This window comes from Actinoallomurus soli (assembly GCF_024055715.1).
GTDB lineage: Bacteria > Actinomycetota > Actinomycetes > Streptosporangiales > Streptosporangiaceae > Actinoallomurus > Actinoallomurus soli.
This window is the reverse complement of sequence record NZ_JAMXMV010000001.1, coordinates 1,201,858-1,227,011: the sequence shown is the minus strand read 5'-3', so window position 1 is coordinate 1,227,011 and position 25,154 is coordinate 1,201,858. Positions and strand designations below refer to the sequence as shown.

Below are 25,154 nucleotides of genomic sequence, written 5' to 3'. Positions count from 1 at the left end.
CGCGATCTGGCAACAGTTGTTTTCAGATCAGACTCCGACTCGGGCGACCTGTCAAGATGGCCGCATGACCGGTTCGGAGATGCGGGTCTACGGCGGGATGACCGGCGCCGATCGCCGGGCCGAGCGCCGGGCGCAGCTGATCGAGGCGGCGCTCGACCTGCTGGGCGGTGCCGAGGAGGACCAGCTCACCGTGCGCCGGGTGTGCCGGCGGGCGGGGCTGACCCCGCGCTACTTCTACGAGAGCTTCGCCGACCGCGACGAACTGGTGGCGGCCGTCCACGAGCACGTCGCGCAGAGCATCGCCGCCACCACCCTGGCCGCGGTCGAGGCCGCCGGGGCGCGACCCGAGGCCAAGATCCGAGCCGGGATCGAGCAGCTCGTCCGCGCGGTGGCCGGAGATCCGCGGCACGGACGGGTGCTGTTCTCCGTGACCCTGACGGATCCCCTGCTCGCGAGGCGGCGCCTCGAGTCCTCCAGGTTCTTCGCGCGGCTCCTCGGCGGACAGGCCCGCCGGTCCTACGGCATCCCCGACGGTCCCCGGCTCGAGCTCATCGCGCAGTTCCTCGTCGGCGGACTCGCGCAGACGCTGACCGCCTGGCTGGCCGGCGCCCTCCCGATGAGCGAGGAGGAGGTCGTCACCGAGTGCGTCGGCATCTTCACCGCCCTCGCCGACCGGGACCCGCGTACGTCCGGCTGATCCTCACGCGACGCCGCCCACGGGGCTCCGGAATCGCGCGCGACAGGCCCCTGGTCCTCGCCTCGGCCGCCGACGGGCTCGCCGGCCCGGGGCGGGCGCCGCGCCCGGCCCGGCTCCGGATGCTCGGCCACCGCCTCCGCGCCCGGCGTATCGGGCCGGTACCGCCTCGTCAGGGCCGCCCGACGAGGCGGCTCCCCGCGACGTCCGTCACTTGCTGGGCTCGGGCGTCTTGCAGGAGATCTTCGGGTTCACTCCCATGTAGTTGAGGGGGCCGGCGACGATCGTGACCAGGACCGTGCCCGCCTGGGAGCAGTTCTTCGGACCGTGGTTGTAGTAGTGGCGTTGCCCGGCGGCGATGGCACCGATGATGAGCCACAAGATGACGACGACCGAGGTGATTCTCATCGTTACTCCAACGACTGCGTCGGCCGGCGACCGGCACCGGTGGAACGACGGGGGCTGACCACGTGCCGACGGATGGGGGGCATGGACGCCGGGCTTGTACCCGAATCTCGGTCGAATAGCCCAGTCGGTCACCGGGGCTGGGTGAAGCGGACTTCATGATCGAGAGGGCGGGGTGGTCGCGACCGGCGGCCGGCGCACTCGCGCCGGCGAAGGAGTCGAAGCGGCGGCGATCGCGGGCGGACCGCATGCCAGGCGGATTCGCCCGCGCCTGGCGTGCGAATGACCTGTTCACCGCCCTCTTTCACCGCGCGATCGGCACACTGTTCACGTACTCGAGAGGGTCGGTTCACTCGTCGATCACCGGCGACGGCGATCGTGCTCCCGGTATCGAATGACAAGGAGTGCTGATGGCCGAGTCCCCGAACGAGTCGTCCAACGAGGTCGCCCGGCGGCAGGTTCTACGCGGGCTGGGCGGACTGGCCGTCGCCGCGCCCGTCCTGGGCCGGGCCGGCAGCGCCGCCGCGCTGGTGACCACGGCGGATGAGGCCGGAGCACCCGCGCCGGAACAACTGCACCTGCAGTTCGGCGCGGACGCCGCCCATGAGATGGCGGTGTCCTGGGCCGCGCCCCAGCGGGTCCGCCGCCCGGTGGTCCGGCTCGGCAGGCCGGCCCACGGGCTCGGGTTGGAGATCCCGGCCGAGGAGCGGGTCTACACGGAGGCCCTCACCGGAGAGACCGTCTTCACCTACCACGCCGTCCTGCCCCGGCTCGCCGCCGACACCCGGTACGAGTACGAGGTGGCGCACCGCGGCGCGGCGCCGCTGAGCGGGTCGTTCCGCACGGCGCCGCACGGCCGGTCCAAGGGCTTCCGGTTCACGAGCTTCGGTGATCAGGCGATCCCTGCCAAGGTCGGCAAGGGGCTCGGCCCGGCGACGGCGAACGCCGGTTACATCGTCGACGCCGTGGAGCGCCTCGACCCGCTCTTCCACCTGCTCAACGGCGACCTGTGCTACGCGAACCTCAGCGACGCGCCCGTGCAGACGTGGCAGTCCTTCTTCAACAACAACCAGCGCTCGGCGCGCAACCGTCCGTGGATGCCCTGCCAGGGCAACCACGAGAACGAGGTCGGCAACGGCCCGGAGGGCTACCTGTCGTACCAGACCCGGTTCACCCTGCCGGGCAACGGGTCGCGGGAGTTCGCCGGCAACTGGTACGCCTTCACGGTCGGCCCGATCCGGGTGATCTCCATCAACAACGACGACGTGTGCCTGCAGGACGGCGCGTTCAGCGCGTACCGGCGCGACAACGTTCCCGGCTACAAGGCGAAGGGGTACGACCCCTACATCCGCGGCTACAGCCACGGCGCGCAGAAGGCCTGGCTGGAGCGGACGCTCCGCGCGGCGAGGGAGGACCCCGGCATCGACTGGATCATCGTCTGCATGCACCAGGTGGCGATGTCCTCCGCGCACTTCAACGGCGCCGACCTGGGCATCCGCCAGGAGTTCCTGCCCCTCTTCGACAAGTACGGCGTGGACCTCGTCGTGGCGGGGCACGAGCACCACTTCGAGCGCACGTTCCCGGTCAAGGGGGTGCTGCCGGGCAGTTCGCTGCTCACGCCGGCGCCGCAGGAGACCAACGCCTCGGTCATCGACACCACCAAGGGCGCCGTCCACATGATCATCGGTGGCGGCGGGCACTCCTCCGCGACGCCGTGGTCGGCGTTCGACTCGCCGCACGACGGCGTCGTGATCTACGACGTCGGCCCCGGCGACCCGACCACCCAGCGCGCGTCCAAGACGACGACGGAGCCGGCTCCCTGGTCCGCGTACCGGGACCTGCAGCGGCCGTACGGCTTCGCCGCGTTCGACTTTGAACCGCACGCCCCGGGTGGCAAGACCGAGATCACCGTCACGCACTACGGCGCCGACCTCGGCTCCGCCGACTACCAGGAGCTGGACCGGTTCGTGCTCCGCAAGCCCCGCAGCGGGCACCGGGCGTGAGCGAGTGGGCCCACGGCGGTCGTGACCGCCGTGGGCCCACTCGTCACCGGCGAACCCCGCCGGGCCGCGCCGGCCGAGCCCGCACGATGACCCGGTCCAGCGCCACCCGGCCGGCCGGAGGCGGCTTCTCCCGGCTCGGCCGGCGGGAGAAGCCGGCCGAGTGGGAGGATGGCCGTTATGGACGATCAGGAGGGTGACACGACCGCGGCGGGCACCGCCGCGTGGCACGGGCGGCTAGAACACATCCGCGGGAACGGCCTGTCCCCGGACACCGCGCAGACATCGGGCATGCGGCGGTTCGAGGCGGTCTCCGGCCGGACCGTCGGGTCCCGGCGACTCTGGATGGGCCGCACGCACGTCGCCCCGGCGAGCAACTCCGGCGACCACCATCACGGCGAGGCCGAGACCGCGATCTACGTCGTGTCCGGGCATCCGGTGTTCGTCTTCGCCGAAGGCGAGGACGAGGTGCGCCTGGAGACCGCGCCCGGCGACTACGTCTTCGTCCCGCCGTACGTGCCGCACCGCGAGGAGAACCCCTCACCCGACGAGGAGGCGGTCGTGGTCATCGCGCGCAGCACCCAGGAGGGCATCGTCGTGAACCTGCCCGGCCTCTGGGCCCCGGTCGACCGGCCCGAGGACGCCGAGACGCCGTGACACGCTCATCGGAGCGTCACGATCGGGAACATCTCTGCTACAGATGGTAGTCGCGTACGGATCATTCGTCGTCCGGCCGCACCACCGGAAGAGCCGCACCACCGGAAGACCGGTCTCTCACCGGTGGGTCCACGCTGTGCGAGGAGCAGGAGAGATGACCGTACATCCCGTGATCTCAGTCGCCGTGACGGGCGTTCTGGCCCTGGTCACCCCGGCGGCCGCCGCGACGAGCGCGACCCGGACGGACGCCGCCGCCTTCGTGGTCGGCCAGGCGCAGTTCGAGGCGATGTTCCCAAGTCGCAACGCCTTCTACGGTTACCAGGGCCTCACCGACGCGTTGCGCGCCTACCCGGGTTTCGCGAGGACGGGCGGCGACGCCACGCGAAGGCGCGAGGCCGCGGCCTTCCTCGCCAACGTCGGCCACGAGACCGGCGGCCTGCGATACGTCGTCGAGCAGAACACCGCGAACTACGGCCACTACTGCGACCGAACGCGGCCCTACGGCTGCCCGGCGGGCGCGAGCGCCTACTACGGGCGCGGTCCGCTGCAGTTGAGCTGGAACTTCAATTACAAGGCCGCCGGCGACGCCCTGCACCTCGACCTGCTGCACGACCCCTACCGCGTCGAGAGGGACGCCGCCGTCGCGTGGCGGACCGGCCTGTGGTTCTGGAACACCCAGAGGGGTGCCGGCACCATGACCCCGCATGAGGCCATGGTGAACGACAGGGGCTTCGGGGCGACGATCCGCGCCGTCAACGGCGACCTGGAGTGCGACGGGAAGAATCCGGACCAGCGGCAGAACCGCATCGACCTCTACAAGAGGTTCGCCGGCATCCTCGGCGTCAGCGCCGGCCGGAACCTGTCCTGCTGACCTCCGCCGCGGTCCGGTCCGCGCCTCGGCGCCCCCGGCGACGGAACCCGCCCGCCGCCAGGGAACGCCGCGCACGCGTCGTCGGCGGGCGCGGCCGGTCCTACGAACCGAGCTCGGGGAGGTTCTGGGCCAGCGGCACGAACTCGGCGGCCGACAGCAACCCGTCGCGGTTGGTGTCGTACTGGGCGAACAACGCCCTGATGATCCCCGACAGGTCGTCCACCTCGGCCGCCGGGAACATCCCCGCGATCGCCGCGGTCACCTCGTCCACGGTGAGCCGCCCATCCCCATCGGTGTCGTAGCGAGCGAACACCGCCTCGTACTGATCGGACATGATTCCCTTCCACCAGAGCGACCGTGATCCCTGATCGTAACGATCCCCGGGAGTGCGACCGTCCTCAGGCGGAAAAGCCGTCTTTCACGTTCGCCGGTCGTCGGCCGTGGCCGGAATCAGCCAGGCCGGCCACCGGACTCCCCTGAACCCCCAGGTCGCCCGGCGGATGGCGGCCGACCCGCATCACGGAAGGCAGCGGCTGGGGAGAATGCGCCGCCCCAAGGTCTTCTGCCGCGCGAAGCGCGGAGTTATGTTGCAGGGCGCAACATATTCGCCGGTACGCCGCTGACCCCCTGCGGGCCCCTGTCGACGGAGAACCTGATGATGACGCTTCGACTGCCCGCGATCCTCGCCGTGGCGGGTGCCGTGCTCCTGGCCTCCGGCACCACGGCGGGCGCCTCCCCGCCCCGCCCGGCGTCCCCGTCGATCACCGTGACCGAGTCCGCGCTGGAGGGCGTCCACGGCACCTCCTCCGACGCGACCGTGCGCAACGTCCTCACCGTCACGGCCTCCGGCACCCGGCTGCGCGTGCGGTTGAGCAACCCCTTCGGCGACGGCCCGGTGAACGTCCGTTCGGTGTGGGTCGGCCTGCAGCCGTCCCCCGACTCCCCGGCGCTCAGGCCGGGCTCGGACCGTCACGCCACGTTCCACGGGGCGCGGACCGTCAGCATCGCGCCGGGCGCCGGCGCCTGGACCGACCCTCTCCCCATCCGCGTACGGCCGGGCGACCACGTCTCGGTGAGCGTCTACGCCCCCGGCGCCCCCGTCGACGACCACACCTTCCCGCCGCCGCAGGCCGACACTCCCGGCTCGTTCCTGTCGACGACCGCGGGGGACGCGGGATCGGACGTGACCGGGACGGCCTTCGGCGAGTTCCGGCCCGGAACGCTGTGGTGGGCCGACGCGGTCAGCGCCGTGTCGCCGGCGCACGGCACGATCGTCACCCTGGGCGACTCCATCACCGACGGCTACAACGCGGAAGGCGGCGGCCCGCGCTGGACCGACGTGCTCGCCGAGCGGATCAACGCGTTGCCGCCCGGACGGCGGCTCGCCGTCGCCAACGCCGGAATCAGCGGCAACACGGTCAGCGTCCAGCCGAACCCCTACGACCCGACGGGCCAGTGCTGCGGACCGCCCGCACCGGAGCGCCTGGAGCGCGACGTCCTGTCGCTGCCCGGCGTCCGCTACGTCCTGCTGCTCGAGGGCACCAACGACATCGGCGGCGGAACGTACGCGCCGTCCGCCCCGGCCCGGCAGGTCATCGACGCGATGCGGGGCATCGCCGCCCGCGTGCACCGCGCCGGTCACCGCATCGTCGGCGCCACCGTCCTGCCGATGTGCAACACCGCCGGCAGTGCCCAGGAGCAGACCCGGCTCGCCGTGAACGCCTGGATCCGCACGTCCGGGACGTTCGACGCCGTCCTCGACTTCGACGCCGTCCTCCGCGATCCGGACGACCCCACCGTGATCTACGAACCCTGGCGTCACGACTGCTACCACCCGAACGCCGCCGGTGACCTGCGGCTCGGCCGGTCGATCGACCTGTCCGCGTTCGGCCTGCCCGGCCACTGACGCCGTCGGCGGCCGCCCCGTGGTGTCAGCCGCCGAGGTCGGCGCCCGTGTCGAGCCGGGCGAGCACCTCGTCGGACACCTGCCGGAGCGTGGCGAGCTGGTCGCGGGTGAGCCCCTCGAAGAACAGGCGCCGTACGGTCTCGACGTGCCCCGGGGCGGCGGCGACGATGGCGCGACGGCCCTCGTCGGTCAGCGCGATGAGGGCGCCGCGGCCGTCCTCGTCGCACTCCTCGCGCGCGACCAGGCCGCGGCGCTGCATCCGGGTGAGGTGATGGGACAGGCGGCTCTGCTCCCACTGCAGGTCCCGCTGCAGCTCGAACGGCCGCAGCCGCCCGTCCGGGGCGTCGGTGAGTTGAACGAGCACCTCGTAGTCGGCCAGTGAGAGACCGGAGTCGGCCTGCAGCTGCCGGTTGAGCCGGGCGGTCAGTCGCCCGTGCATGCGGATGAACGCACGCCAGGCGCGCTGCTCTTGGTCGTCGAGCCACCGGGTGCCGCTCATGAGCCCCACTTCAGATCGTGGATGACACGTCTCGTACCGATGGAAATATATGACGTGTCATGTGGGTTGGGCGGCCTAGATGATGCATCATCTACCTCGACGACCGGAATGAGAGGCCACCTCATGCGCACCCCGATGAGCCCGCAGATCGACGTCCGCCGCGCGGACGACCGCTTCAAGACCGAGATCGGCTGGCTCGATTCAAAGCACTCGTTCTCCTTCGGGCATCACCACGACCCCCGCAACACCCACCACGGGCTGCTGCTCGTCAACAACGACGACGTGGTCACTCCCGGCATGGGCTTCGAGACCCACCCGCACCGTGACATGGAGATCGTGACCTGGGTCCTCCGCGGTTCGCTGGTCCACCAGGACTCCACCGGCCACAACGGGGTGATCTACCCCGGTCTCGCCCAGCGGATGAGCGCCGGCACCGGCATTCTGCACTCCGAGAAGAACGACTCCTGGCATCTGCAGGGCGAGCGGCACGATGAGCCGGTGCATTTCGTCCAGATGTGGGTGGTGCCCGATGAGGCCGGCATCACCCCCGGCTACGAGCAGCTCGAGATCGACGAGAAACTGCTGTCCTCGGGCACGCTCGTCCCCGTCGCCTCCGGGATGGAGCGGCACGACGGGGAGGCCGCGATCCGGATCAAGAACCGGTACGCCGCGTTGTACGCCGCCCGTCTAGCGCCCGGTCAGACCGCCGAGCTCCCCGACGCGCCGTTCCTGCACCTGTTCGTCGCACGCGGCGCCGTGAACCTGGAGGACGCCGGCCCGCTCGGCACCGGTGACGCCGTGCGCTTCACCGCCGTCGGCGGGCAGCGGGTCACCGCGACGGAGCCGGCGGAGATCCTGGTGTGGGAGATGCACGCCACGATCGCCGCCTGACCGGCCGCGCAGGATCCACGGGCGGGGCGTCCATCACCCCGCCCGCGGGCAGGGAACCACCACCACCCCGATTCGGAGGAGACCATGACCGACACCCCGACCGATCTCGGCGCGATCGAGGCCGAGCGGCAGCGCATCCGTGACGCCCACCTCCGCCCGGCCGCCGAGCGTCCTTCGTCCACGGCGCGCGGCCTGCATCACACCGCCCTGATCAGCAGCGACGTCGAGCGCACCATCCGCTTCTACCAGGATGTGCTGGGCTTCCCGCTCACCGAGCTGATCGAGAACCGGGACTACCCCGGCTCCTCGCACTTCTTCTTCGACATCGGCAACGGCAACCTGCTCGCCTTCTTCGACTTCCCCGGCCTCGACCTCGGCCCGTACGCCGAGGTCCTCGGTGGCCTCCACCACTGTGCGATCTCCGTGGAGCCCGCGCGCTGGGAGGAGATCGTGCGCCGCCTGGACGAGGCCGGCGTCGAGCACGTCGTCCACAGCGAGGTCTCGGTCTACTTCCGCGACCCCGACGGCGCCCGTATCGAGCTGATCGCGGACCCCTTGGGCGAGATGTACGGCAACCAGGTGCTGTGACGAGCGGACGGCCCGCCGCCGACGGGCGGGCCCAGCCGGAGGAACGCGGGGCCGGGCGTGACCTTCGGCCCTTCCCCGCCTCGCCCTCCGTAATCGAACGTGGTGTTCATGGCGCGGGATGCTCACCGAGGTCACGGACGCTGAGGTGGCCGAGGGCTGGGAGTTCTGGATCGACCGTGGCGGCACGTTCACCGATGTTGTCGGCAGGCGGCCCGACGGCGTGCTGGTCATGCACAAGCTGCTCTCGGAGAGCCCGGGACGTTACACGGACGCCGCCGTCGCCGGGATCAGGCATCTCCTGGGGGTCCCCGCCCACCTCCCGATCGAGCCCGGGCTGATCGAGTCCGTCCGTCTCGGCACGACGGTGGCCACCAACGCCCTCCTCGAACGCAGAGGCGAGCCGACGGTGCTGGTGATCAGTGCGGGTTTCCGCGACGCGCTGCGGATCGCGTACCAGGACCGGCCGCGTCTGTTCGACCGGCGGATCGTGCTCCCCGAACCGCTCTACTCACGGGTCATCGAGGCGCGCGAGCGCGTCGGCGCGAACGGCGACGTGATCCTTCCTCTCGACGAGGAGGCGGTCACCGGGGATCTGCGGGAGGCGTACGAGGCGGGGTTCCGGTCGGTCGCCGTGGTCTGCCTGCACGGCTACCGGTATCCCCGGCACGAGACGCGCATCGGGGACATCGCGCGCCGGATCGGTTACACCCAGGTCTCGGAGTCCCACCGGACCAGCCCGCTCATGAAGCTGGTGCCACGCGGCGACACGACGGTCGTGGACGCCTACCTGTCCCCCATCCTCGACCGGTACGTCGAGCAGGTGTCCCGCGAGCTCCGCGGCGTACGGCTGATGTTCATGCAGTCCAACGGAGGGCTCACCGACGCTCGTACCTTCCGCGGGAAGGACTCCATCCTGTCCGGCCCGGCGGGAGGCGTCGTCGGGATGGCCCGCACGTCCGCCGCCGTGGGCCACCGCCGTGTCATCGGCTTCGACATGGGCGGGACCTCCACCGACGTCTCCCACTACGCGGGCGAGTTCGAGCGGCGGTACGAGACCGAGGTGGCCGGGATCCGGATGCGGGCTCCGATGCTGACGATCCACACCGTCGCGGCGGGCGGTGGTTCGATACTTCACTTCGACGGCGGCCGGTACCAGGTCGGCCCCGACTCCGCCGGCGCCGACCCCGGGCCCGCGTCCTACCGGCGAGGCGGTCCGCTGACCCTCACCGACGCCAACGTCATGCTGGGCCGGATCCAGCCCGGGCACTTCCCACGCGTCTTCGGGCCCGCGGGCGATCTGCCGCTCGACTCCGAGGTCGTCCGCCGGCGCTTCACCGCCTTGACCGCGCGGATCGGTGACGGTCGCACCCCCGAGCAGGTCGCCGCGGGTTTCGTGGAGATCGCGGTCGCGAACATGGCGAACGCGATCAAGAAGATCTCCGTTCAGCGCGGTTACGACGTGACACGGTACGTGCTCGCGACGTTCGGCGGGGCGGGCGGCCAGCACGCCTGCGCGGTCGCCGACGCCCTCGGTATGACGAAGGTGCTCATTCATCCGCTCGCGGGCGTGCTGTCGGCCTACGGGATGGGCCTGGCCGACCTGACGGCGATGCGCGAGGCGGCGATCGAGCGGTCACTGGACGTGGACGTTCCGCCGGAACTCACCGCGGCTCTCCAGAGGCTCGAGGCGGAGGGCCGGGCCGAGATCCGGGAGCAGGGCGTGACGGCCGACCGGATCCGCGTGGTGCGACGGGCGCATCTGCGGTACGCGGGCACCGACACCGCGCTGCAGATACCGGTCGGCACGGCACCGGCGATGGTCCGGGAGTTCGAAGAACGGTACCGGCGGCATTTCTCCTTCCTCATGCCGGGCCGGCCGATCGTCGTGGAGGCGGCGTCGGTCGAGGTCGTCGGCGAGTCCGGTGGGGCGCCGCCCGCGCCGGGCCGGCGTCGGCGGCACGGCTCTTCGGCGTCCGTGCGGGTGCCGGCGTACGTGGGCGGGTCCTGGTCCCGGATCGCCCTGCACCACCGGGACCGCCTCCGCCCGGGGGATTCCGTCAGGGGACCGGCGATCATCGCCGAGGCCAATGCGACGACCGTCGTGGACCCGGGCTGGGTGGCCGTGGTCGACGACCGGGAGAACCTGCTCCTCACGCGTGTCGAGGCGCGCGTCACCCGGCGGGCGATCGGAACGGAGGTCGATCCCGTCCGATTGGAGATCTTCAACAATCTCTTCATGTCCATCGCCGAGCAGATGGGCGTGCGGCTGCGGAGCACCGCGCACTCGGTCAACATCAAGGAGCGGCTGGACTTCTCCTGCGCGCTCTTCGACCCGGCGGGCAACCTCATCGCCAACGCTCCGCACATCCCCGTGCACCTCGGCTCGATGGGCGAGAGCATCAAGGAGGTGATCGAGCGCCGGACGGGCCGGATGAGGCGCGGCGACGTCTACGTTCTGAACGATCCCTACCACGGCGGCACCCACCTGCCGGACATCACCGTCGTGACCCCGGTCTTCGGCGAGGGAACGAAGGACGGGACCGGATCGTCCACGGGCCCGCGCCACGGACCGGAGCGGCTGCTCTTCTTCGTGGCGTCCCGCGGTCACCACGCGGAGATCGGCGGCATCACCCCCGGCTCGATGCCGGCCTTCAGCACCCGGATCGAGGAGGAGGGCGTCCTCATCGACGTCCGGCTCCTCGTCGACGGCGCGGCGGACGACGCCGACGGCGGCCGGTTCCGGGAGCCCGAGACGATCGACCTGCTCCGCTCCGCGGCGCACCCTTCCCGCGGCCCGCTCGACAACATCGCCGACCTGCGCGCCCAGGTCGCCGCCAACGCGAAGGGCGTCGAGGAACTCCACGCCATGGTCCGCCACTTCGGGCTCGACGTCGTCCACGCCTACATGCGCCATGTCCGGCAGAACGCCGCGGAGGCCGTACGCCGCGTGATCCCGCTGCTGCGGGACGGCTCCTGCTCGTACGAACTCGACAACGGCGCGGTCATCCAGGTCGCGGTCCGCGTCGACCGCGCCGCCCGGACCGCCGAGATCGACTTCACCGGCACCTCGCCCCAGCTGACGGACAACTTCAACGCCCCATCGTCCGTCGCCATGGCCGCGGTGCTCTACGTCTTCCGGACCCTGGTCGCGGAGGACATCCCGCTGAACGCCGGATGCCTCGAACCGATCCGGGTGCGGATTCCGCCTCATACGATGCTCTCTCCCGAGTACCCCGCCGCCGTGGCCGCGGGCAACGTCGAGACCTCACAGGCGGTCACGGGGGCGCTGTACGCCGCGCTCGGCGTCATGGCCGAAAGCTCCGGCACGATGAACAACGTCACCTTCGGCGACGAGGAGTATCAGTACTACGAGACGGTGGCGGGCGGCTCCGGTGCCGGCGAGGGCTTCGACGGGACCTCCGTCGTGCAGACCCACATGACCAATTCCCGGCTCACCGACCCCGAGATCCTGGAGTGGCGTTACCCGGTGCGCCTGGAGGCGTTCGAGATCCGCCGGGGCAGCGGTGGCGCCGGACGCCGCCGAGGAGGCGACGGCGGCAGGCGCCGGATCCGTTTCCTGCGGCCCGTGACCGTGACCACGCTGGCCGGTCACCGGCGCGTCCCCCCGTACGGCATGGCCGGCGGCGGACCCGGCGAGGTCGGCCGGCAGTGGGTGGAGCACGCGGACGGCTCCGTGACGAAGATGCGGGGGTGCGACTCGCTGCCGGTGGACGCCGAAGACGTCTTCGTCATCGAGACCCCGGGCGGCGGCGGTTACGGCCGTCCGGACCCGCCGTGACACCGTCGCGTCCCGCCCGGGGGTGGCGACGGACGCCACGGGGTACTGATCCGGGTGCCGATGAGACATGAGGCCTGGCTCCAGCCGCCCGGCGTCAACCCGGAGGAGGCCGCCGAGCTGTTGCTGCGCGATCTGCGCAGTTCTCAGCGGGGGCTGTCCGGCGCGGACGCGCGGCGGCGGCTGCTGCAGTACGGCCGCAATGAGCTGCGGCGTCGCGGCGGACGGCGCTGGCCGAGGGAACTGGCCCGTCAGCTGACCCATCCCCTGGCCCTGTTGCTGTGGCTGGCCGCGAGCCTGCTGCTGATCGTCGGGTCGGTCGTCGTCGCGGTCGCCGTCGTCTCGATCATCGTGCTGAACGCCGCCTTCGCGTTCGCGCAGGAACTACAGGCGGAGCGGGCCGTCGAGGCGCTGGCGGAGTATCTTCCGCTCCGCGCCAAGGTACTCCGCGACGGCGGTTCGGCGGAGATCGACGCCGCCGAACTGGTGCCGGGCGACATCGCGATCATCGAGGAGGGCGATCGGATCGCCGCGGACGTGCGGCTCCTGGCCGGTGCGATCGAGGTGGACATGTCGGCGCTGACCGGCGAGGCCGTCCCGGCGGTGCGGTCGGCGTCCATCCTGGACGTCGACGTGCCCGTGCTCAGAGCGCACGACCTGGTGTTCAGTGGGACGAGCTGCACGGGAGGCCAGGCTCGCGGCGTGGTGTTCGCCACCGGCATGGCGACCGAGCTCGGTCGCATCGCGGCGCTGTCCGAACGCGTCCGGCAGGACCCCAGCCCCCTGGAGCGGCAGGTCCGCCGGGTCGCCTGGCTGATCGCGGTGGTCTCGGTCGTGCTCGCGATCGCGTTCATCCCGGTGGCCACCTTCGGCGCTCACCTGTCGGTGCTGAACGCGCTGGTCTTCGCGGCCGGGCTGCTGGCCGGGATGGTGCCGGAGGGCCTGCTGCCCGTCATCACGCTGGCGCTCGCGGTGGCGGTACGGGTGCTCGCGACGCGGGGCGCGCTGGTCAAACGGTTGAGCGCGGTGGAGACCCTCGGCTCCACGGACGTCATCTGCACCGACAAGACCGGAACGCTCACCGAGAACCGGATGCGTCCCGTGGCGGTCTGGACCGCGGCGGGCGTCGTCGACGGGCTCAACGCGGGGCCGGGGCCGGGGCCGGCCGCCGGCCGGCCCGGCGCGACGGTGACCGCGGCGGGCAGAATCGCCGCCGCGTGCAACAACGCGCGTCTCCGGCCGGGCGAGGAGCCGATCGGCGATCCGACGGAGATCGCCGTCCTGCTCGCGGCGCAGGCGCTGGGCGCCGACGTCGAAGCGGACCGCAGGGAGGCCGGGCGCCGCTGGCAGTTCCACTTCGACCCGGAGCTCAAGCTGATGTCGACCATCGACCTGCACCGCGACGGGCTCTTCGTCCATACGAAGGGAGCGCCCGAGGCTCTGCTGCCCCGCTGTTCGGAGTTCCTGCGCGACGACGGCCGATGCGTCCCGCTCGGCGCGGCCGACCGGCGCCGCATCACCGCCCAGGTGGACTCCTTCGCCCTCGACGGACTTCGCGTCCTCGCGCTGGCCGAGCGCGCTCTGCCGCCGCGCGAGCGTCCACCGCATCGGCGCGCGGACGCCGAACGCGACCTGTGTTTCGTCGGGCTGATCGCCATGCTCGATCCGCCGCGCCCGGGAGTCACCGAGGCGGTCGCGCGTTGCCGGACCGCCGGCATCCGCGTCATCGTGATCACCGGCGACCATCCGCTGACCGCCGTCGCGATCGCCCGCCGGGTCGGCATCACCGACCGCCATCCCCGTGTGGTCACCGAGGAGGAGCTGGACCGGCTGCACGACCATCAGCTCGATGAGCTCCTGCGGGACGAACGCGACGTGATCTTCGCCCGCGCGTCACCGGAGGCCAAGCTGCGCATCGCCGACGCGCTGCGCGGCCAGGGGCACGTGGTCGCCATGACCGGCGACGGGGTCAACGACGCCCCGGCGCTGCACCGCGCCGACATCGGTGTGGCGATGGGCCGCTCGGGCACCGACGTGGCCCGTGAGGCGGCCACCATGATCCTCACGGACGACGACTTCACCTCGATCGTCGAAGCCGTACGGTCCGGACGGCGCGTCTACGACAACGTCCGCAAGTTCATCATCTACATCTTCGCCCACGCCACCCCGGAGGTGGCCCCGTTCCTGGTCTTCGCGCTCGCCGGCGGCGCGGTGCCGCTACCCCTGACGATCCTGCAGCTGCTGGCCTTCGACGTCGGCAGCGAGACGCTCCCGGCCCTCGCGCTCAGCCGTGAGCCCGCCGAGCCGGGCGTCATGGAGCGCCCGCCCCGGCCGCGTTCCGAAGGAGTGATACGCGCGCCCATGCTGCTGCGCGCCTGGCTCTTCCTCGGCGTGCTGGTCGGCGTCCTGCAGCTGGCCGGTTTCTTCCTCGTGCTCACCCGGGCGGGCTGGCGTCCCGGTGCGCCGACCGGCGTCGGCGATCCTCTGCATCACGCCTACCGGCAGGCGACGACCATGACATTCCTCGGAATGGTCGCGGGGCAGATCGGGACGGCCTTCGCCGTGCGCACCCAGCACACGTCGCTGCGCTCCGTGGGCGTCCTGTCCAACCGTTACCTGCTGGCGGGAATCGCCGGAGAGCTGCTCCTCGTGGCAGTGTTCGTGTACGCCCCGGTGTTCCAGCACCTGCTGGGCACCGCCCCGCTGCCCCCCGGCGATCTGCTCCTGTTGCTCCCGTATCCGTTCATCGTCTGGGGAGCCGACGAGCTGCGCCGCCACCTGGTGCGGCGCCATGCCGCCCGTACGGCCGTCCGCGCAGACTCGCCGGCGCCACGGCGATGAGGCCGTCGTCGTCAGTGCGATGTGGTGGAGATGGCCGACACGAGCTCACCGACCTTGTCCTCGGGCAGCTTCGCCGCCAGGTCGGCCTGGCTGATGATCCCGATCAGGTGGTCGTTCTCCATCACGGGCAGGCGCCGGACACGGTGCTCCATCATCTCGTGCAGGACGTTGTCGATGTCGGCGGCGGCGTCGACGTAGAAGACCTCGCCCTCGCCGATGAGGTCTCCGGCGCGAACGTCGGCGGGGTTCCTGCCCTGCGCGATGGCCTTCACGACGATGTCGCGGTCGGTGATGATCCCCTTCAGCCGGCCGTCCTCTCCGCAGACCGGCAGCGCACCCACGTCCGACTCGGCCATGCGGCGGGCGGCCGTGGTGAGATCCTCGTCGAGCGACAGGCACTCACAGCCGTGGTGCATGATCTCGCGTGCGGTTGTCATGATCGAATCCCCCTCTTTTACGCCCCTTATTCGGGATCTGCTCTTTCGTGCTGAGCCCGAAACGGCCTGCTCAGCATCCGGTCTGCGGATCGGCGTCCTCCGGCTTACCGGGGACCATCACCACCGGACACGACGCGTACGACAGGCAGTAGTGGCCGACCGACTGAGCGGTGAGGCGTCGTCTGCCGGGACGGTCGTGGGTGGCCAGGACGAGCAGCGACGCGTTCCGGGCGAGTTCGACGAGGATCGGGCCGGCGGGTCCTTCGAGGATCTCGATGTCGGCGGCGACGTCCGGTGCCGCTCGGCCGAGCACCCGTTCGATCGAGGCCCGGCAGTCGGCGACCACGGACTTCCGTCTCTGCTCACGCTCATCGTGGCTGAGCACCGCCGCCTCTCCCGGCCCCAGTTCCCACGCGTGGACGATGCGCAGCCGGCACCCCTGTCGGCGTGCCTGGCCGACCGCCCAGCGCAACGCCGCCGTCCGGGCCGGGGACTCGTCGATGCCGACGAGGATCGGCGCCGGCTCGGCGCTGGAAGAAGTGCTACCGGTCATCGTGCTCACCTCTGGGCGGCCGCCCGGAACGCGTCGCCGACACGCACCGGGACCACCCGCCTCGCGCGAACGGCTCATCGCCGGGCTTCGCGGTCTTCCTCATCGCGGTGAGGATCGGTGATGAGCAGGAGTTCGTGCGCGCGGCGGGCGGCCTCGGCGACCGTCCGCTCCCCGGGTTCGGCCAGCGGGCCCTCCTCGAGCCCGTGCGCCAGTGACCGGATCGCCTCGGCGACCGCCTCCGTGCGGGTCTCCAGCCGAGCGACGCGTTTCTCCAGGTCGGTCATAATCGACCGCTCATCCGTGTGGTCACCGTCTCGGATCATCGACACCCTCCTTCACCGGTTCCTTCCTGCGTTCCCCGCCGAGTCCCAGAATCCGTGCGACGGTCCTGTCTTCAGCTTTTCCCGCCACGTGGAGACGTCCCAGGGTCTTTCGTCACCAGGCGCCCGTCCGTCGTTCCCTGCGGCCGTAGCCCGGTCCGGTCCTCACCCCGCGGTGGAGGAATCGAGAGCCGAGGTCAGGGTGCGATCGGCCCCTTCGTCGCTCAGGACGCCCAGCACGGCGGTGCCGTCGACGGTCTCGTGCTCGACGAGCAGCGCCGCGAGGCGGTCCAGCGCGGGGCGATGCGCCCGGATCACGGCGATGGCGCGCTTCTCCGCGTGGCGGAGCAGCCGTGCGATCTCTTCGTCGATGATCCGCTGGGTCTGCTCGGAGTACGGCCGCCGTAGCCCGTCCTCGGGGGCGTTCGAGAGGTAACGCGGCTCCCCGGAGGCATAGCCGACCGGGCCGAGAGCCGGCGACAGACCGAACTCGCGGACCATCCGGGCGGCGATCTGCGTCGCGCCGGCCAGGTCGTCGGCGGCGCCGGTGGTCCCTTCGCCGAAGACCACGAGCTCCGCCGCCCGCCCGCCGAGCCGTACGGTGAGCAGGTCGTCGAGATAGCCCTGGGTGTACAGACGGCGTTCCGCCTCGGGGAGCTGCTCGGTGACACCGAGCGTCATACCGGCGGGCAGGATCGTCACCTTGGCGACCGGGTCGGCGTGCTCGCACAGCGCCGCCAGCAACGCGTGCCCGGACTCATGGACGGCCACCGAGTGGCGTTCCTCGGGTAGGAGCGCGTTCGAGGTCTCCCGGCGGCCCAGCAGGAGGCGGTCGCGGGCGGTGTCCAGGTCACGGGCCTCGATGACCGTCCGTCCCGCGCGGACCGCGTTGATCGCGGCCTCATTGACGAGATTGGCCAGATCGGCGCCGGAGAACCCCGGAGTGCCGCGGGCGACCGCGTCGAGGTCGACATCGTCGGCCAGATGCCTGCTGCGGACGTGGACGGCCAGGATGGCGGCGCGTTCGACCTGGTTGGGGAGCGGGACGACGACCTGGCGGTCGAATCGGCCGGGACGCAGCAACGCCGGGTCGAGCGTGTCGGGCCGGTTCGTGGCGGCCAGCACGACGATCCCGCTCGACTGGTCGAAGCCGTCCATCTCCCCGAGGAGTTGGTTCAGCGTCTGCTCGCGCTCATCGTGACCGCCGGTGACCGCACCCACGCCCCGGCGCCCGCCGATCGCGTCGATCTCGTCGATGAAGACGATGGAGGGCGCCCGCTTGCGCGCCTCCTCGAACAGGTCGCGCACCCGCGAGGCGCCGACGCCGACGAACATCTCGACGAAGGCCGACCCGGTGACGGACAGGAACGGCACCTCGGCCTCACCGGCGACCGCACGGGCGATCAGAGTCTTGCCGGTGCCGGGCGGGCCCACCATGATCACTCCACGCGGCGGCTTGGCGCCCGCCGCTGCGTACCGGTCCGGGTCGCGCAGGAAGTCCACGATCTCGCTGATCTCCTGCTTGACTCCCTCATAGCCGGCCACGTCACCGAAACGCGTCACGGGCCGTTCGGCCTCGATGATCTTCGCCCTCGACCGGCCGAACCCGCCGATGCCGCCCGACAGCGAACGCTGCGCCGCCCGGCCGCTCCACAGGAACAGGCTCATGATGATCAACAGGGGCAGGAAGCTGAGAAGGAGGGCCGTGAGGGATCCGCTGCCGCGGGTCGCCGTGATCTTCACGTCTTTCGCCCGTAGCTCGCTCGTGAGCTGCGAGGTGTTCAACGCGGTCGGGATCCGGCTGGTGAACCTCTTACCGCCCTTCAGCGTCCCGCTCACCGCTCCGGTGTCGTCAACCCGGATGTCCGAGACCCGGCCGGCGTTCACGTCGGTCACGAACTCGCTGTAGGACCGCGTGGCCGGCCGAGGTCCGGTCGCGAGACCACGCCCGATGAGCAGAAGAAGGGTGATGGCGACGCCGATCGGCAGGAGCCGGCCCCGCCAGGAAGGAGCCTCCCGCGGTGCCGGCTTCGGCGGCTCGTTCGGCGGGCCGGGCTTCGCGGACCTCGTCCGATGACACGAGGAGTCCCGCAGCGCCTTCCACGCGATCACGGCCGCCCTCCGCCCGCCCTCGTCCTCACCGATGTCCTCCTCACCTCGCGCCGTGGAACGGACTCCCCCACCCGGCCTCACGATCTCCCGATCGGCGAAGCACCGGTAGGGGCGTACGGTCGCCGGTCGGGGACGAAGGTCCCTGGGGGCCGCATCAGTCGTTGGTCACCGTCTCCCGGGACCTTCGCCGCTCTGTCCGGCCGGTGCGGGGAAGGAAGATGGTGCTGTCCAGAGGCGGGAGCCGGAGCACCCGGCAGAGCCCTCGGACGCTCGAAGCGGAGAGGGGGCATCATGCGCGAACCCGTCGTCGTCGGCGTCGATGGATCGACCCAGGCCCTGCGGGCCGTGGACTGGGCCGCGGCGGAGGCCGGGTGCAGGCGGCTGCCGCTGCGGATCGTGCACGTCTCGACCGGCTGGGAGCGCGGTGACATTCCGGCGTATCTCGGCCGTGGGTCGCCGTCGGCCGAGCCGGAGAGCCCGGGGCTGCGAGTCCTGGACGCGGCCGAGGAACGCGCCCGGACCTTCACCTCGGTCCCGATCGAACGCCGGCTCGGTGTCGGCCCCGTTCCCCGCACTCTTCTCGAGGAATCGGCCGGAGGCGTGCTCCTGGTGCTGGGGCAGCGGAGTACCGGCGCCCTCACCCGGTTGCTGCTCGGCTCGGTGAGCCGGCAGGCGGCTGAACACGCCGACTGCCCGGTCGTCGTGGTCCCCATGGACCCCGACCGCAGAGCCCGGCGGCCGGAGATCGCCGTCGGGGTCGACGGCTCCGACGCGTCCGTCGAGGCCGTGGGCTTCGCCCTGGAGGAGGCGGCCATGCGCGGGGTGGGGCTGCGCGCGATCCACGTGTGGAACCGCCCGGACAGCCCGCCGGACATGCGACCGGTCTGCTACAACGCGCTGACGGCCGAGGAGGAGGGCGCCAGGGTCCTGTCGGAGTCCCTCGCCGGCTGGAGGGCCAAGTACCCCGACGTGCCGGTGACCGAACAGGTGATCGAGGACCGGCCGGTCACCGTCCTGGCCGAGGCCTCACGTACGGCCGAGCTCCTCGTGGTCGGCGCCAGGGGACGCGGCGGATTCCCCGGCCTGCGCCTCGGGTCGGTCGGCCACGCGGTCCTGCACCACGCCAAGGGACCGGTGGCCGTCGTACGGCGAACCGGCCACGGCGCCGGCGGGTGATGAGTGTGTGGCCCCGGTCCGCCGTCCTCGGGGGCTCAGTCCTCCTCGGTGAGGAACGCCACGCCGGCGCTCATCGTGGCCAGGCGCGGGTAGTCGTCCTCGTCGATGCGGCGGCCGGATCCGTCGCTGAGGGCCGTGACGAAGGTGAGGAAGTCCATCGAGTCGAGTTCCAGTGACTCGCGCAGGTCGGCGTCGGCGTCCAGCGCCGTGAAGTCGGTGCCGGGCACGATGTCGGCGAGGACCTCTTCGATCATCTTCCGCGCCTCGTCGGGTGTCATGACAGCTCCTCGGGTCGCTGCAGGAGACGGTCGACGGCCTGGAGGTAGCACCCGCCCGTACGGCCGTCGGTGGCCCGGTGGTCGGCGGAGAGGGTCGCGGACACGACGGGCCGTACGCCGAGGAGGCCGTCGACCGCCCAGGGGCGGTCGAGGATCGCGCCGAAGCCGACGAGTGCGACCTGCGGCGGATAGATCACGCCGTGGACCGACTCGACGCCCTGGTCGCCCAGGTTGGTGACCGTGATGGTGGGGTCCGTCAGCTCCGATCCGCGCAGCCGCCCGGTACGGGCTCTGGCGACGAGGTCGCGCAGGCCCGCCATGAGGTCGGCGAGGGGGAGATCGTCGGCGTCGTGCAGGGCCGGCGCGATCAGGCCGCCGTCGCGCAGTGAGATCGCGACGCCCAGGTGGACCCGGTCGGCCGGGACGAATCCGTCGTCGGCCCAGAAGCCGTTGAGCCGCGGGACCTCCCGCAGTGCCACCGCGGCGGCCTTGAGCAAGAGCGCGGATGGGATGATCCGGTCTTCGACCGGGAGTCTCCGGTTCCGCCGCCGCAGCCAGTCCATGGCGCGTGCCAGGTCGATGGCGCTCGTCAGGTAGTAGTGCGGAATCTCCCGCTTCGATCTGGCCATGGCCCGCGCGATCGCCTGGCGCATGGACTCCAGGCGATCGGCCGCGGGCCCCTCGGCGGGACGCGGCTCGCCGCGGTCGAGCCGGGCGGCCGGCCGCGCGGCCTTCGCCCCGGCGCGAACGTCGTCGGCGCGGATGGCTCCTCCGTATCCGCTGCCGGTGACGGTGGCCAGGTCGACGTTCAGTTCGGCGGCGAGCCTGCGGGCCAGCGGAGAAGCCTTGACGCGTGCGGGCGCGGCGTGTTCGACGTCCGCACGCGTGATCTCGCCGGACGGCCCGGTCCCCTCGATCTCTCCCAGGTCGACGCCGCGCTGATGGGCCAGGTGCCGGACCAGGGGCGAGGAGACCTTCGGCGCCGGCGGCGGCCGTCTTCCGCCCCCCGGTCCGGGCGCCTCGCGCGGCGCGCGGCGCGTACGCGGTCTCGCGGACGGCACCCGGGCGCCGGGCGCGGGCTCCGGCTCCGGCTCCGGCTCCGGCGGTTTCGGGCGGTGCGGCTCCGCGGCCGGTACCGGGGCGGACACGGGAGCGGCCATGGTGATCGTGGCGAGGGCGGTACCGACGGGGACCCGTGTTCCCGGCTCCACGAGGAGTTCTCCGATGGTGCCGCTGTCGAAGCACTCGGCCTCGACCGTGGACTTGTCGGTCTCGATGATGGCGACGATGTCGCCCTTCTCGACCTGGTCGCCGGGATGGACGAGCCACTCGGTCAGCGTCCCGGCGTCCATGTCGGCGCCGAGGGCGGGCATCCGGAACTCAGCCACCGGCGCCCACCACCCGGTGAACCGCGTCGACGATGTCCGCGACCTGGGGGATCGCGGCCTCCTCCAGATGCCTGGCGTACGGGATGGGGACCTCGGCGGTGCACACCCGCTCGATCGGCGCGTCCAGGTCGTAGAAGGCCTGCTCGACGATGCGGGTGGTGATCTCGGCGGAGAGGCTGCCCGAACGCCAGCCCTCATCGACCACGACGGCGCGATGCGTGCGCCGCACCGAGTCGATGACGGTGGCGTCGTCGAGCGGCCGGAGACTGCGCAGGTCGATCACCTCCGCCTCGATGCCGTCACCGGACAGCTCACCCGCGGCGTCCAGGGCCTTGGCGAGAGTGCCGCCGTAGGTGATGAGGCTCACGTCGCCACCGGCCCTGCGCACGGCCGCGCGGTCGATGCCGACGGCACCGGTATCGGCGGGCAGTTCCCCTGCCACGTTGTAGAGCGACCCGTGCTCGAAGATCAGCACGGGATCGGGGTCCTGAAGCGCGGTCCACAGCATGCCGCGGGCGTCCTCCAGCGTCGCCGGGGCGAGGATGCGCAGACCCGGGATGTGGGCGTACCAGCCCTCCAGGCTGTGGGAGTGCTGCGCCGCGAGCTGCCGCCCCGCGCCGGTGGTCATGCGGACCACCAAGGGGACGGGCACCTGCCCACCGGACATGTGCAGGAGCGTCGCCGCGTTGTTGAGGATCTGGTCGAGGGCCAGCAGGCTGAAGTTGACCGTCATGATCTCGACGATCGGCCGCATGCCGTTCATGGCGGCTCCGATCCCCGCGCCGACGAACGCCGACTCCGACAGGGGCGTGTCCCGGATCCGTTCCGGCCCGAACTCCTCCAGCAGGCCGAGGCTCACCGCGAAGCAGCCGCCGTACCGGCCGACGTCCTCGCCCATGAGGAAGACGCGCTCGTCGCGCAGCAGCGCCTCCCGGAGCGCGGCGCGCACGGCCTCGCGGTAGGTGGTCTTCAGCACGGCGTTCATCCCGCGCCGGTCCGCTCGCTGTGAACGAAGCGGGTGAGGTCCGCGACCGGTTCGAGCGGGGCGGCCTCGGCGAACTCGATCGCCTCGGAGATCTCGGCGGCCACCTCTTTCTCGATCAGCTCGAGTTCGTCGCGGGTGACGTTCTCGCGCCGTGCCAGGCCGTCGATCGGGTCGTGCCGCTTCCACGCCTCGATCTCGGCCTTGTCCCGATAGCGGTCGGGGTCGTACATGGAGTGCGCCCGGAACCGGTAGGTGCGCAGTTCAAGGAAGTGCGGGCCGCCTCCTTCGCGTACGGCCTCGGCGGCGTGGCGGGCCGCCTCCTCGACGGCCACCACGTCCATGCCGTCGACGGGCCAGGAGGGGATCTCATACGTCGCGGCGCGTACCGCCAGGTCGGTCTCCTTGTGCTCGACCGCGAGCGCGGTGCCCATGGCGTACAGGTTGTTCTCGCAGGAGAAGAGGACGGGCAGTCTCCAGAGCGCGGCGAGGTTCAGGCACTCATGGAACTCCCCCTCGGCGGCGGCGCCGTCGCCGAAGAAGCAGGCGGTGACCCGCCGGTCTCCGCGCAGCCTGTCCGCCAGGGCCAGGCCGAGCGCGATCGGCAGGCCGCCGGCGACGATGGCGTTGCCGCCGTAGAAACGCCGGCCCACGTCGAACAGGTGCATGGACCCGCCTCTGCCGCGGCTGCAGCCGGTGGCGCGGCCGTACATCTCCGCCATGATCGAGCTCGCGGGCACGCCGCGGGCCAGCGCGTGGCCATGCTCACGATAGGTGGAGACGACGTTGTCCTCTTCGGTGAGCGCCTGCAACGCGCCGACCGCCACGGCCTCCTCGCCGATGTACAGGTGGAGGAAGCCACGGATCTCGGCCGCGCTGTACAACTCGGCGCACTTCTCCTCGAACCGCCGGATGCGCAGCATCTGCCGCAGCAGTTCCCTGCGGTGCTCCCCGACCGGATCCCTGGTGTGCGTCATGAGGCACTCTCCAACGTCGAGACGTCGCCGTCCGGCAGGCCGAGCTCGCGGGACTTGAGGAGACGGCGCATCACCTTGCCGCTGCGCGTGTGCGGCAGGTCCTGGTCGAAGACGATCTCCTTGGGGGCCATCGCCCCGAGCCGCCGGCGCGCGAAGGCGATCAGCTCGCGGCGCAGCACGTCGTTCGCCTCGTGCCCCTCCCGGAGGGTGACGAAGGCCTTGACGACCTCGCCCGCCACGGGGTCCGGCCTGCCGATGACGCCCGATTCGGCCACCGCCGGATGTTCCATCAGCACGCTCTCGACCTCGAACGGGCCGATGAGGTGCCCGGCGGACTTGATGACGTCGTCGGCGCGCGCGACGAACCAGAAGTAGCCGTCCGCGTCACGGCGGGCGATGTCGCCGCTGAGGTACCAGCCGCCGGCGAACGCCTTGGCGTACCGGTCCTCCTCATGCAGGTAGCCGCGGAACATCGACGGCCATCCGGGGCGCAGCGCCAGTTCGCCGACGCCGTCCGTGATGACGCGGACGCGACCGTTCTCCACCCTGGCGCGCCCGTCGGGTCCGCGTTCGAGCAGAGCCGCCTCGATCCCCGGCACGGGACGCCCCATCGAGCCTGGCCGGATCTCCGTCGCCGCGAAGTTGGCGATCATGATCGCGCCCGTCTCGGTCTGCCACCAGTTGTCGTGGATCGGCAGGCCGAGGGCCTCCTGCCCCCAGACGACCGCCTCCGGGTTCAGCGGCTCGCCGACGCTGGCGATGAACCGCAGCGCCGACAGGTCGTACTCCCCGGCGACGGCGGCGCCGTGCCGCATGAGCATCCGGATCGCGGTGGGCGCGGTGTACCAGACGGTCACCCGCTGCTCCGCCAGCACCCGGTACCAGCGGCGTGCGTCGAAGTCACCGGCGTCGGTGACCATCGTCAGCCCGCAGGTCAGCGGCGCGATCACTCCGTACGACATGCCGGTCACCCAGCCCGGGTCTGCGGTGCACCAGAAGACGTCCTCCGGGTGCAGGTCGAGCGCGAACCGCGCGGTGGCGTGGTGGGCGACGACCGCGTCGTGCACGTGGATCGCTCCTTTGGGCCGCCCGGTGGTACCGCTGGTGAAGTGCAGCAGCGCCATGTCCTCCGGGTCGGTGTCCGGGATGTCGAAGACGTCGCTCGCCGCGGCCAGCGCCCGGTCGAAGGAGATGGTCCCTTCGGGCGCTTCGCCGCCGACGACGAGGACGTGCTTGAGACCGGGCAGCCGGTCCCGGATCCCGGCGATCTTCCGCTGGTAGAGATCCACGCTGGTCACGAGGACGCGGGCGTCCCCCAGGCGGAGCCGCTCATAGATCGGCTCCGGGCCGAACGCCGAGAACAGCGGCGCGAGCACGCCGACGTTCTTCAGCGTGCCCAGCACCGTCACGTACAGCTCGGGCCGGCGGCCGAGAAGGGTGAAGACCCGATCGCCCCGCCCGGCGCCCAGGGCGCACAGCACATTCGCGAACCGGCTGGTGTCCCGCCGGAGGTCCGCGTACGTCACCTCCGTCAGCTCGTCGTGCCGCCCGACGCACCGGAGCGCGACGGCGTCCCCGGACGCCCCGGACGCATGGCGGTCGACCGCCTCGTACGCGATGTTGAGACCGCGGCCACCCGGCAGGCCGGACAGGCGCGCCCGCGCGTCGTCCCACGAGAACTCCCGTCCGGCCCGGTGGTAGTCGACCAGGTTGGGCCGCACCCGCGGCGTCCCTCGCTTGCTGATCGGCGGCAGGCTCATCCGCACGCCACCCGTACGAGCGT

Annotated in this window: 22 protein-coding genes; 10 read left to right on the top strand and 12 right to left on the bottom strand. The window is 71.6% G+C overall.

Going from position 1 to position 25,154, the window contains the following annotated elements; translation table 11 throughout:
* The first annotated feature begins 64 nt into the window (after positions 1 to 64).
* Complete coding sequence (locus NDW01_RS05565; RefSeq protein ID WP_252817194.1) at positions 65 to 697, top strand: TetR/AcrR family transcriptional regulator; 633 nt, start codon at positions 65 to 67, stop codon at positions 695 to 697.
* A gap of 207 nt (positions 698 to 904) precedes the next feature.
* Here NDW01_RS05565 and NDW01_RS05560 read toward each other — a convergent pair whose 3' ends face one another.
* The gene (locus NDW01_RS05560; protein ID WP_252817192.1) at positions 905 to 1,102 is read right to left on the bottom strand and encodes a hypothetical protein; all 198 of its coding nucleotides are present in this window, start codon (positions 1,100 to 1,102) and stop codon (positions 905 to 907) included.
* Positions 1,103 to 1,509: 407 nt separating this feature from the next.
* Here NDW01_RS05560 and NDW01_RS05555 point away from each other — a divergent pair, with 407 nt between their 5' ends.
* The 3 genes from NDW01_RS05555 to NDW01_RS05545 all read left to right on the top strand — a co-directional run bounded on the left by NDW01_RS05555 (position 1,510) and on the right by NDW01_RS05545 (position 4,627).
* Positions 1,510 to 3,102: a purple acid phosphatase family protein gene (locus NDW01_RS05555; protein ID WP_252817190.1), complete on the top strand. Its 1,593-nt coding sequence runs from the start codon at positions 1,510 to 1,512 to the stop codon at positions 3,100 to 3,102.
* Positions 3,103 to 3,279: 177 nt separating this feature from the next.
* Positions 3,280 to 3,756, top strand: a complete 477-nt coding sequence (locus NDW01_RS05550; RefSeq protein WP_252817189.1) for a cupin domain-containing protein — start codon at positions 3,280 to 3,282, stop codon at positions 3,754 to 3,756.
* 154 nt (positions 3,757 to 3,910) lie between these two features.
* Positions 3,911 to 4,627, top strand: coding sequence for a chitinase (locus tag NDW01_RS05545; RefSeq protein ID WP_252817187.1), 717 nt, complete (start codon positions 3,911 to 3,913; stop codon positions 4,625 to 4,627).
* A gap of 100 nt (positions 4,628 to 4,727) precedes the next feature.
* Here NDW01_RS05545 and NDW01_RS05540 read toward each other — a convergent pair whose 3' ends face one another.
* Positions 4,728 to 4,961, bottom strand: a complete 234-nt coding sequence (locus tag NDW01_RS05540; RefSeq protein WP_252817185.1) for an EF-hand domain-containing protein — start codon at positions 4,959 to 4,961, stop codon at positions 4,728 to 4,730.
* A 321-nt stretch (positions 4,962 to 5,282) separates the two neighbouring features.
* On the opposite strand from NDW01_RS05540, the gene NDW01_RS05535 reads away from it, so the two are divergent.
* Positions 5,283 to 6,533, top strand: a complete 1,251-nt coding sequence (locus NDW01_RS05535; protein WP_252817182.1) for a GDSL-type esterase/lipase family protein — start codon at positions 5,283 to 5,285, stop codon at positions 6,531 to 6,533.
* 25 nt (positions 6,534 to 6,558) lie between these two features.
* Here the strand turns inward: NDW01_RS05535 and NDW01_RS05530 are convergent, their stop codons facing one another.
* Positions 6,559 to 7,032 carry a MarR family winged helix-turn-helix transcriptional regulator gene (locus NDW01_RS05530; RefSeq protein ID WP_252817180.1) on the bottom strand — a complete coding sequence of 158 codons (474 nt, stop codon included), beginning with the start codon at positions 7,030 to 7,032 and terminating at the stop codon, positions 6,559 to 6,561.
* A 123-nt stretch (positions 7,033 to 7,155) separates the two neighbouring features.
* Between NDW01_RS05530 and NDW01_RS05525 the strand changes: the two genes are divergently transcribed.
* From NDW01_RS05525 to NDW01_RS05510, 4 genes are all read left to right on the top strand, one after another.
* A complete protein-coding gene (locus tag NDW01_RS05525; protein WP_252817178.1) occupies positions 7,156 to 7,923 on the top strand; it encodes a pirin family protein in 768 nt (255 codons plus the stop codon).
* 84 nt (positions 7,924 to 8,007) lie between these two features.
* Positions 8,008 to 8,511: a VOC family protein gene (locus tag NDW01_RS05520; RefSeq protein ID WP_252817176.1), complete on the top strand. Its 504-nt coding sequence runs from the start codon at positions 8,008 to 8,010 to the stop codon at positions 8,509 to 8,511.
* 118 nt (positions 8,512 to 8,629) lie between these two features.
* Positions 8,630 to 12,310 (top strand): hydantoinase B/oxoprolinase family protein, encoded by a 3,681-nt coding sequence (locus NDW01_RS05515; protein WP_252817174.1) that lies wholly within the window; start codon positions 8,630 to 8,632, stop codon positions 12,308 to 12,310.
* 60 nt (positions 12,311 to 12,370) lie between these two features.
* The gene (locus tag NDW01_RS05510) at positions 12,371 to 15,148 is read left to right on the top strand and encodes a cation-translocating P-type ATPase (RefSeq protein ID WP_252817172.1); all 2,778 of its coding nucleotides are present in this window, start codon (positions 12,371 to 12,373) and stop codon (positions 15,146 to 15,148) included.
* An 11-nt stretch (positions 15,149 to 15,159) separates the two neighbouring features.
* Here the strand turns inward: NDW01_RS05510 and NDW01_RS05505 are convergent, their stop codons facing one another.
* The 4 genes from NDW01_RS05505 to ftsH form a co-directional block, all read right to left on the bottom strand.
* Positions 15,160 to 15,585 carry a CBS domain-containing protein gene (locus NDW01_RS05505; protein ID WP_252817170.1) on the bottom strand — a complete coding sequence of 142 codons (426 nt, stop codon included), beginning with the start codon at positions 15,583 to 15,585 and terminating at the stop codon, positions 15,160 to 15,162.
* 70 nt (positions 15,586 to 15,655) lie between these two features.
* Positions 15,656 to 16,138: a universal stress protein gene (locus NDW01_RS05500; RefSeq protein ID WP_252817168.1), complete on the bottom strand. Its 483-nt coding sequence runs from the start codon at positions 16,136 to 16,138 to the stop codon at positions 15,656 to 15,658.
* A 74-nt stretch (positions 16,139 to 16,212) separates the two neighbouring features.
* A complete protein-coding gene (locus tag NDW01_RS05495) occupies positions 16,213 to 16,461 on the bottom strand; it encodes a hypothetical protein (protein WP_252817166.1) in 249 nt (82 codons plus the stop codon).
* Between the two features lie 162 nt (positions 16,462 to 16,623).
* Positions 16,624 to 18,570 (bottom strand): ATP-dependent zinc metalloprotease FtsH, encoded by a 1,947-nt coding sequence (gene ftsH, locus NDW01_RS05490; protein WP_252817164.1) that lies wholly within the window; start codon positions 18,568 to 18,570, stop codon positions 16,624 to 16,626.
* A 291-nt stretch (positions 18,571 to 18,861) separates the two neighbouring features.
* Here ftsH and NDW01_RS05485 point away from each other — a divergent pair, with 291 nt between their 5' ends.
* Entirely contained in the window at positions 18,862 to 19,746 is an 885-nt protein-coding gene (locus tag NDW01_RS05485) for a universal stress protein (RefSeq protein ID WP_252817163.1), read from the top strand.
* Between the two features lie 35 nt (positions 19,747 to 19,781).
* Here the strand turns inward: NDW01_RS05485 and NDW01_RS05480 are convergent, their stop codons facing one another.
* Genes NDW01_RS05480 through acsA form a run of 5 tightly spaced genes read right to left on the bottom strand, consistent with a single transcriptional unit; the run spans position 19,782 to position 25,131 of the window.
* Positions 19,782 to 20,024 (bottom strand): acyl carrier protein, encoded by a 243-nt coding sequence (locus NDW01_RS05480; protein WP_252817160.1) that lies wholly within the window; start codon positions 20,022 to 20,024, stop codon positions 19,782 to 19,784.
* Positions 20,021 to 21,412 carry a dihydrolipoamide acetyltransferase family protein gene (locus tag NDW01_RS05475; protein WP_252817158.1) on the bottom strand — a complete coding sequence of 464 codons (1,392 nt, stop codon included), beginning with the start codon at positions 21,410 to 21,412 and terminating at the stop codon, positions 20,021 to 20,023. Before NDW01_RS05475 ends, NDW01_RS05480 begins: the two co-directional genes overlap by 4 nt.
* On the bottom strand, positions 21,405 to 22,397 hold the full coding sequence (locus NDW01_RS05470) for an alpha-ketoacid dehydrogenase subunit beta (RefSeq protein WP_252817156.1): 993 nt from the start codon (positions 22,395 to 22,397) through the stop codon (positions 21,405 to 21,407). Before NDW01_RS05470 ends, NDW01_RS05475 begins: the two co-directional genes overlap by 8 nt.
* Positions 22,394 to 23,371, bottom strand: a complete 978-nt coding sequence (gene pdhA, locus NDW01_RS05465) for a pyruvate dehydrogenase (acetyl-transferring) E1 component subunit alpha (RefSeq protein WP_252817154.1) — start codon at positions 23,369 to 23,371, stop codon at positions 22,394 to 22,396. Before pdhA ends, NDW01_RS05470 begins: the two co-directional genes overlap by 4 nt.
* Positions 23,368 to 25,131 (bottom strand): acetate--CoA ligase, encoded by a 1,764-nt coding sequence (gene acsA, locus NDW01_RS05460; RefSeq protein WP_252817152.1) that lies wholly within the window; start codon positions 25,129 to 25,131, stop codon positions 23,368 to 23,370. Before acsA ends, pdhA begins: the two co-directional genes overlap by 4 nt.
* Between the last annotated feature and the right edge of the window lie 23 nt (positions 25,132 to 25,154).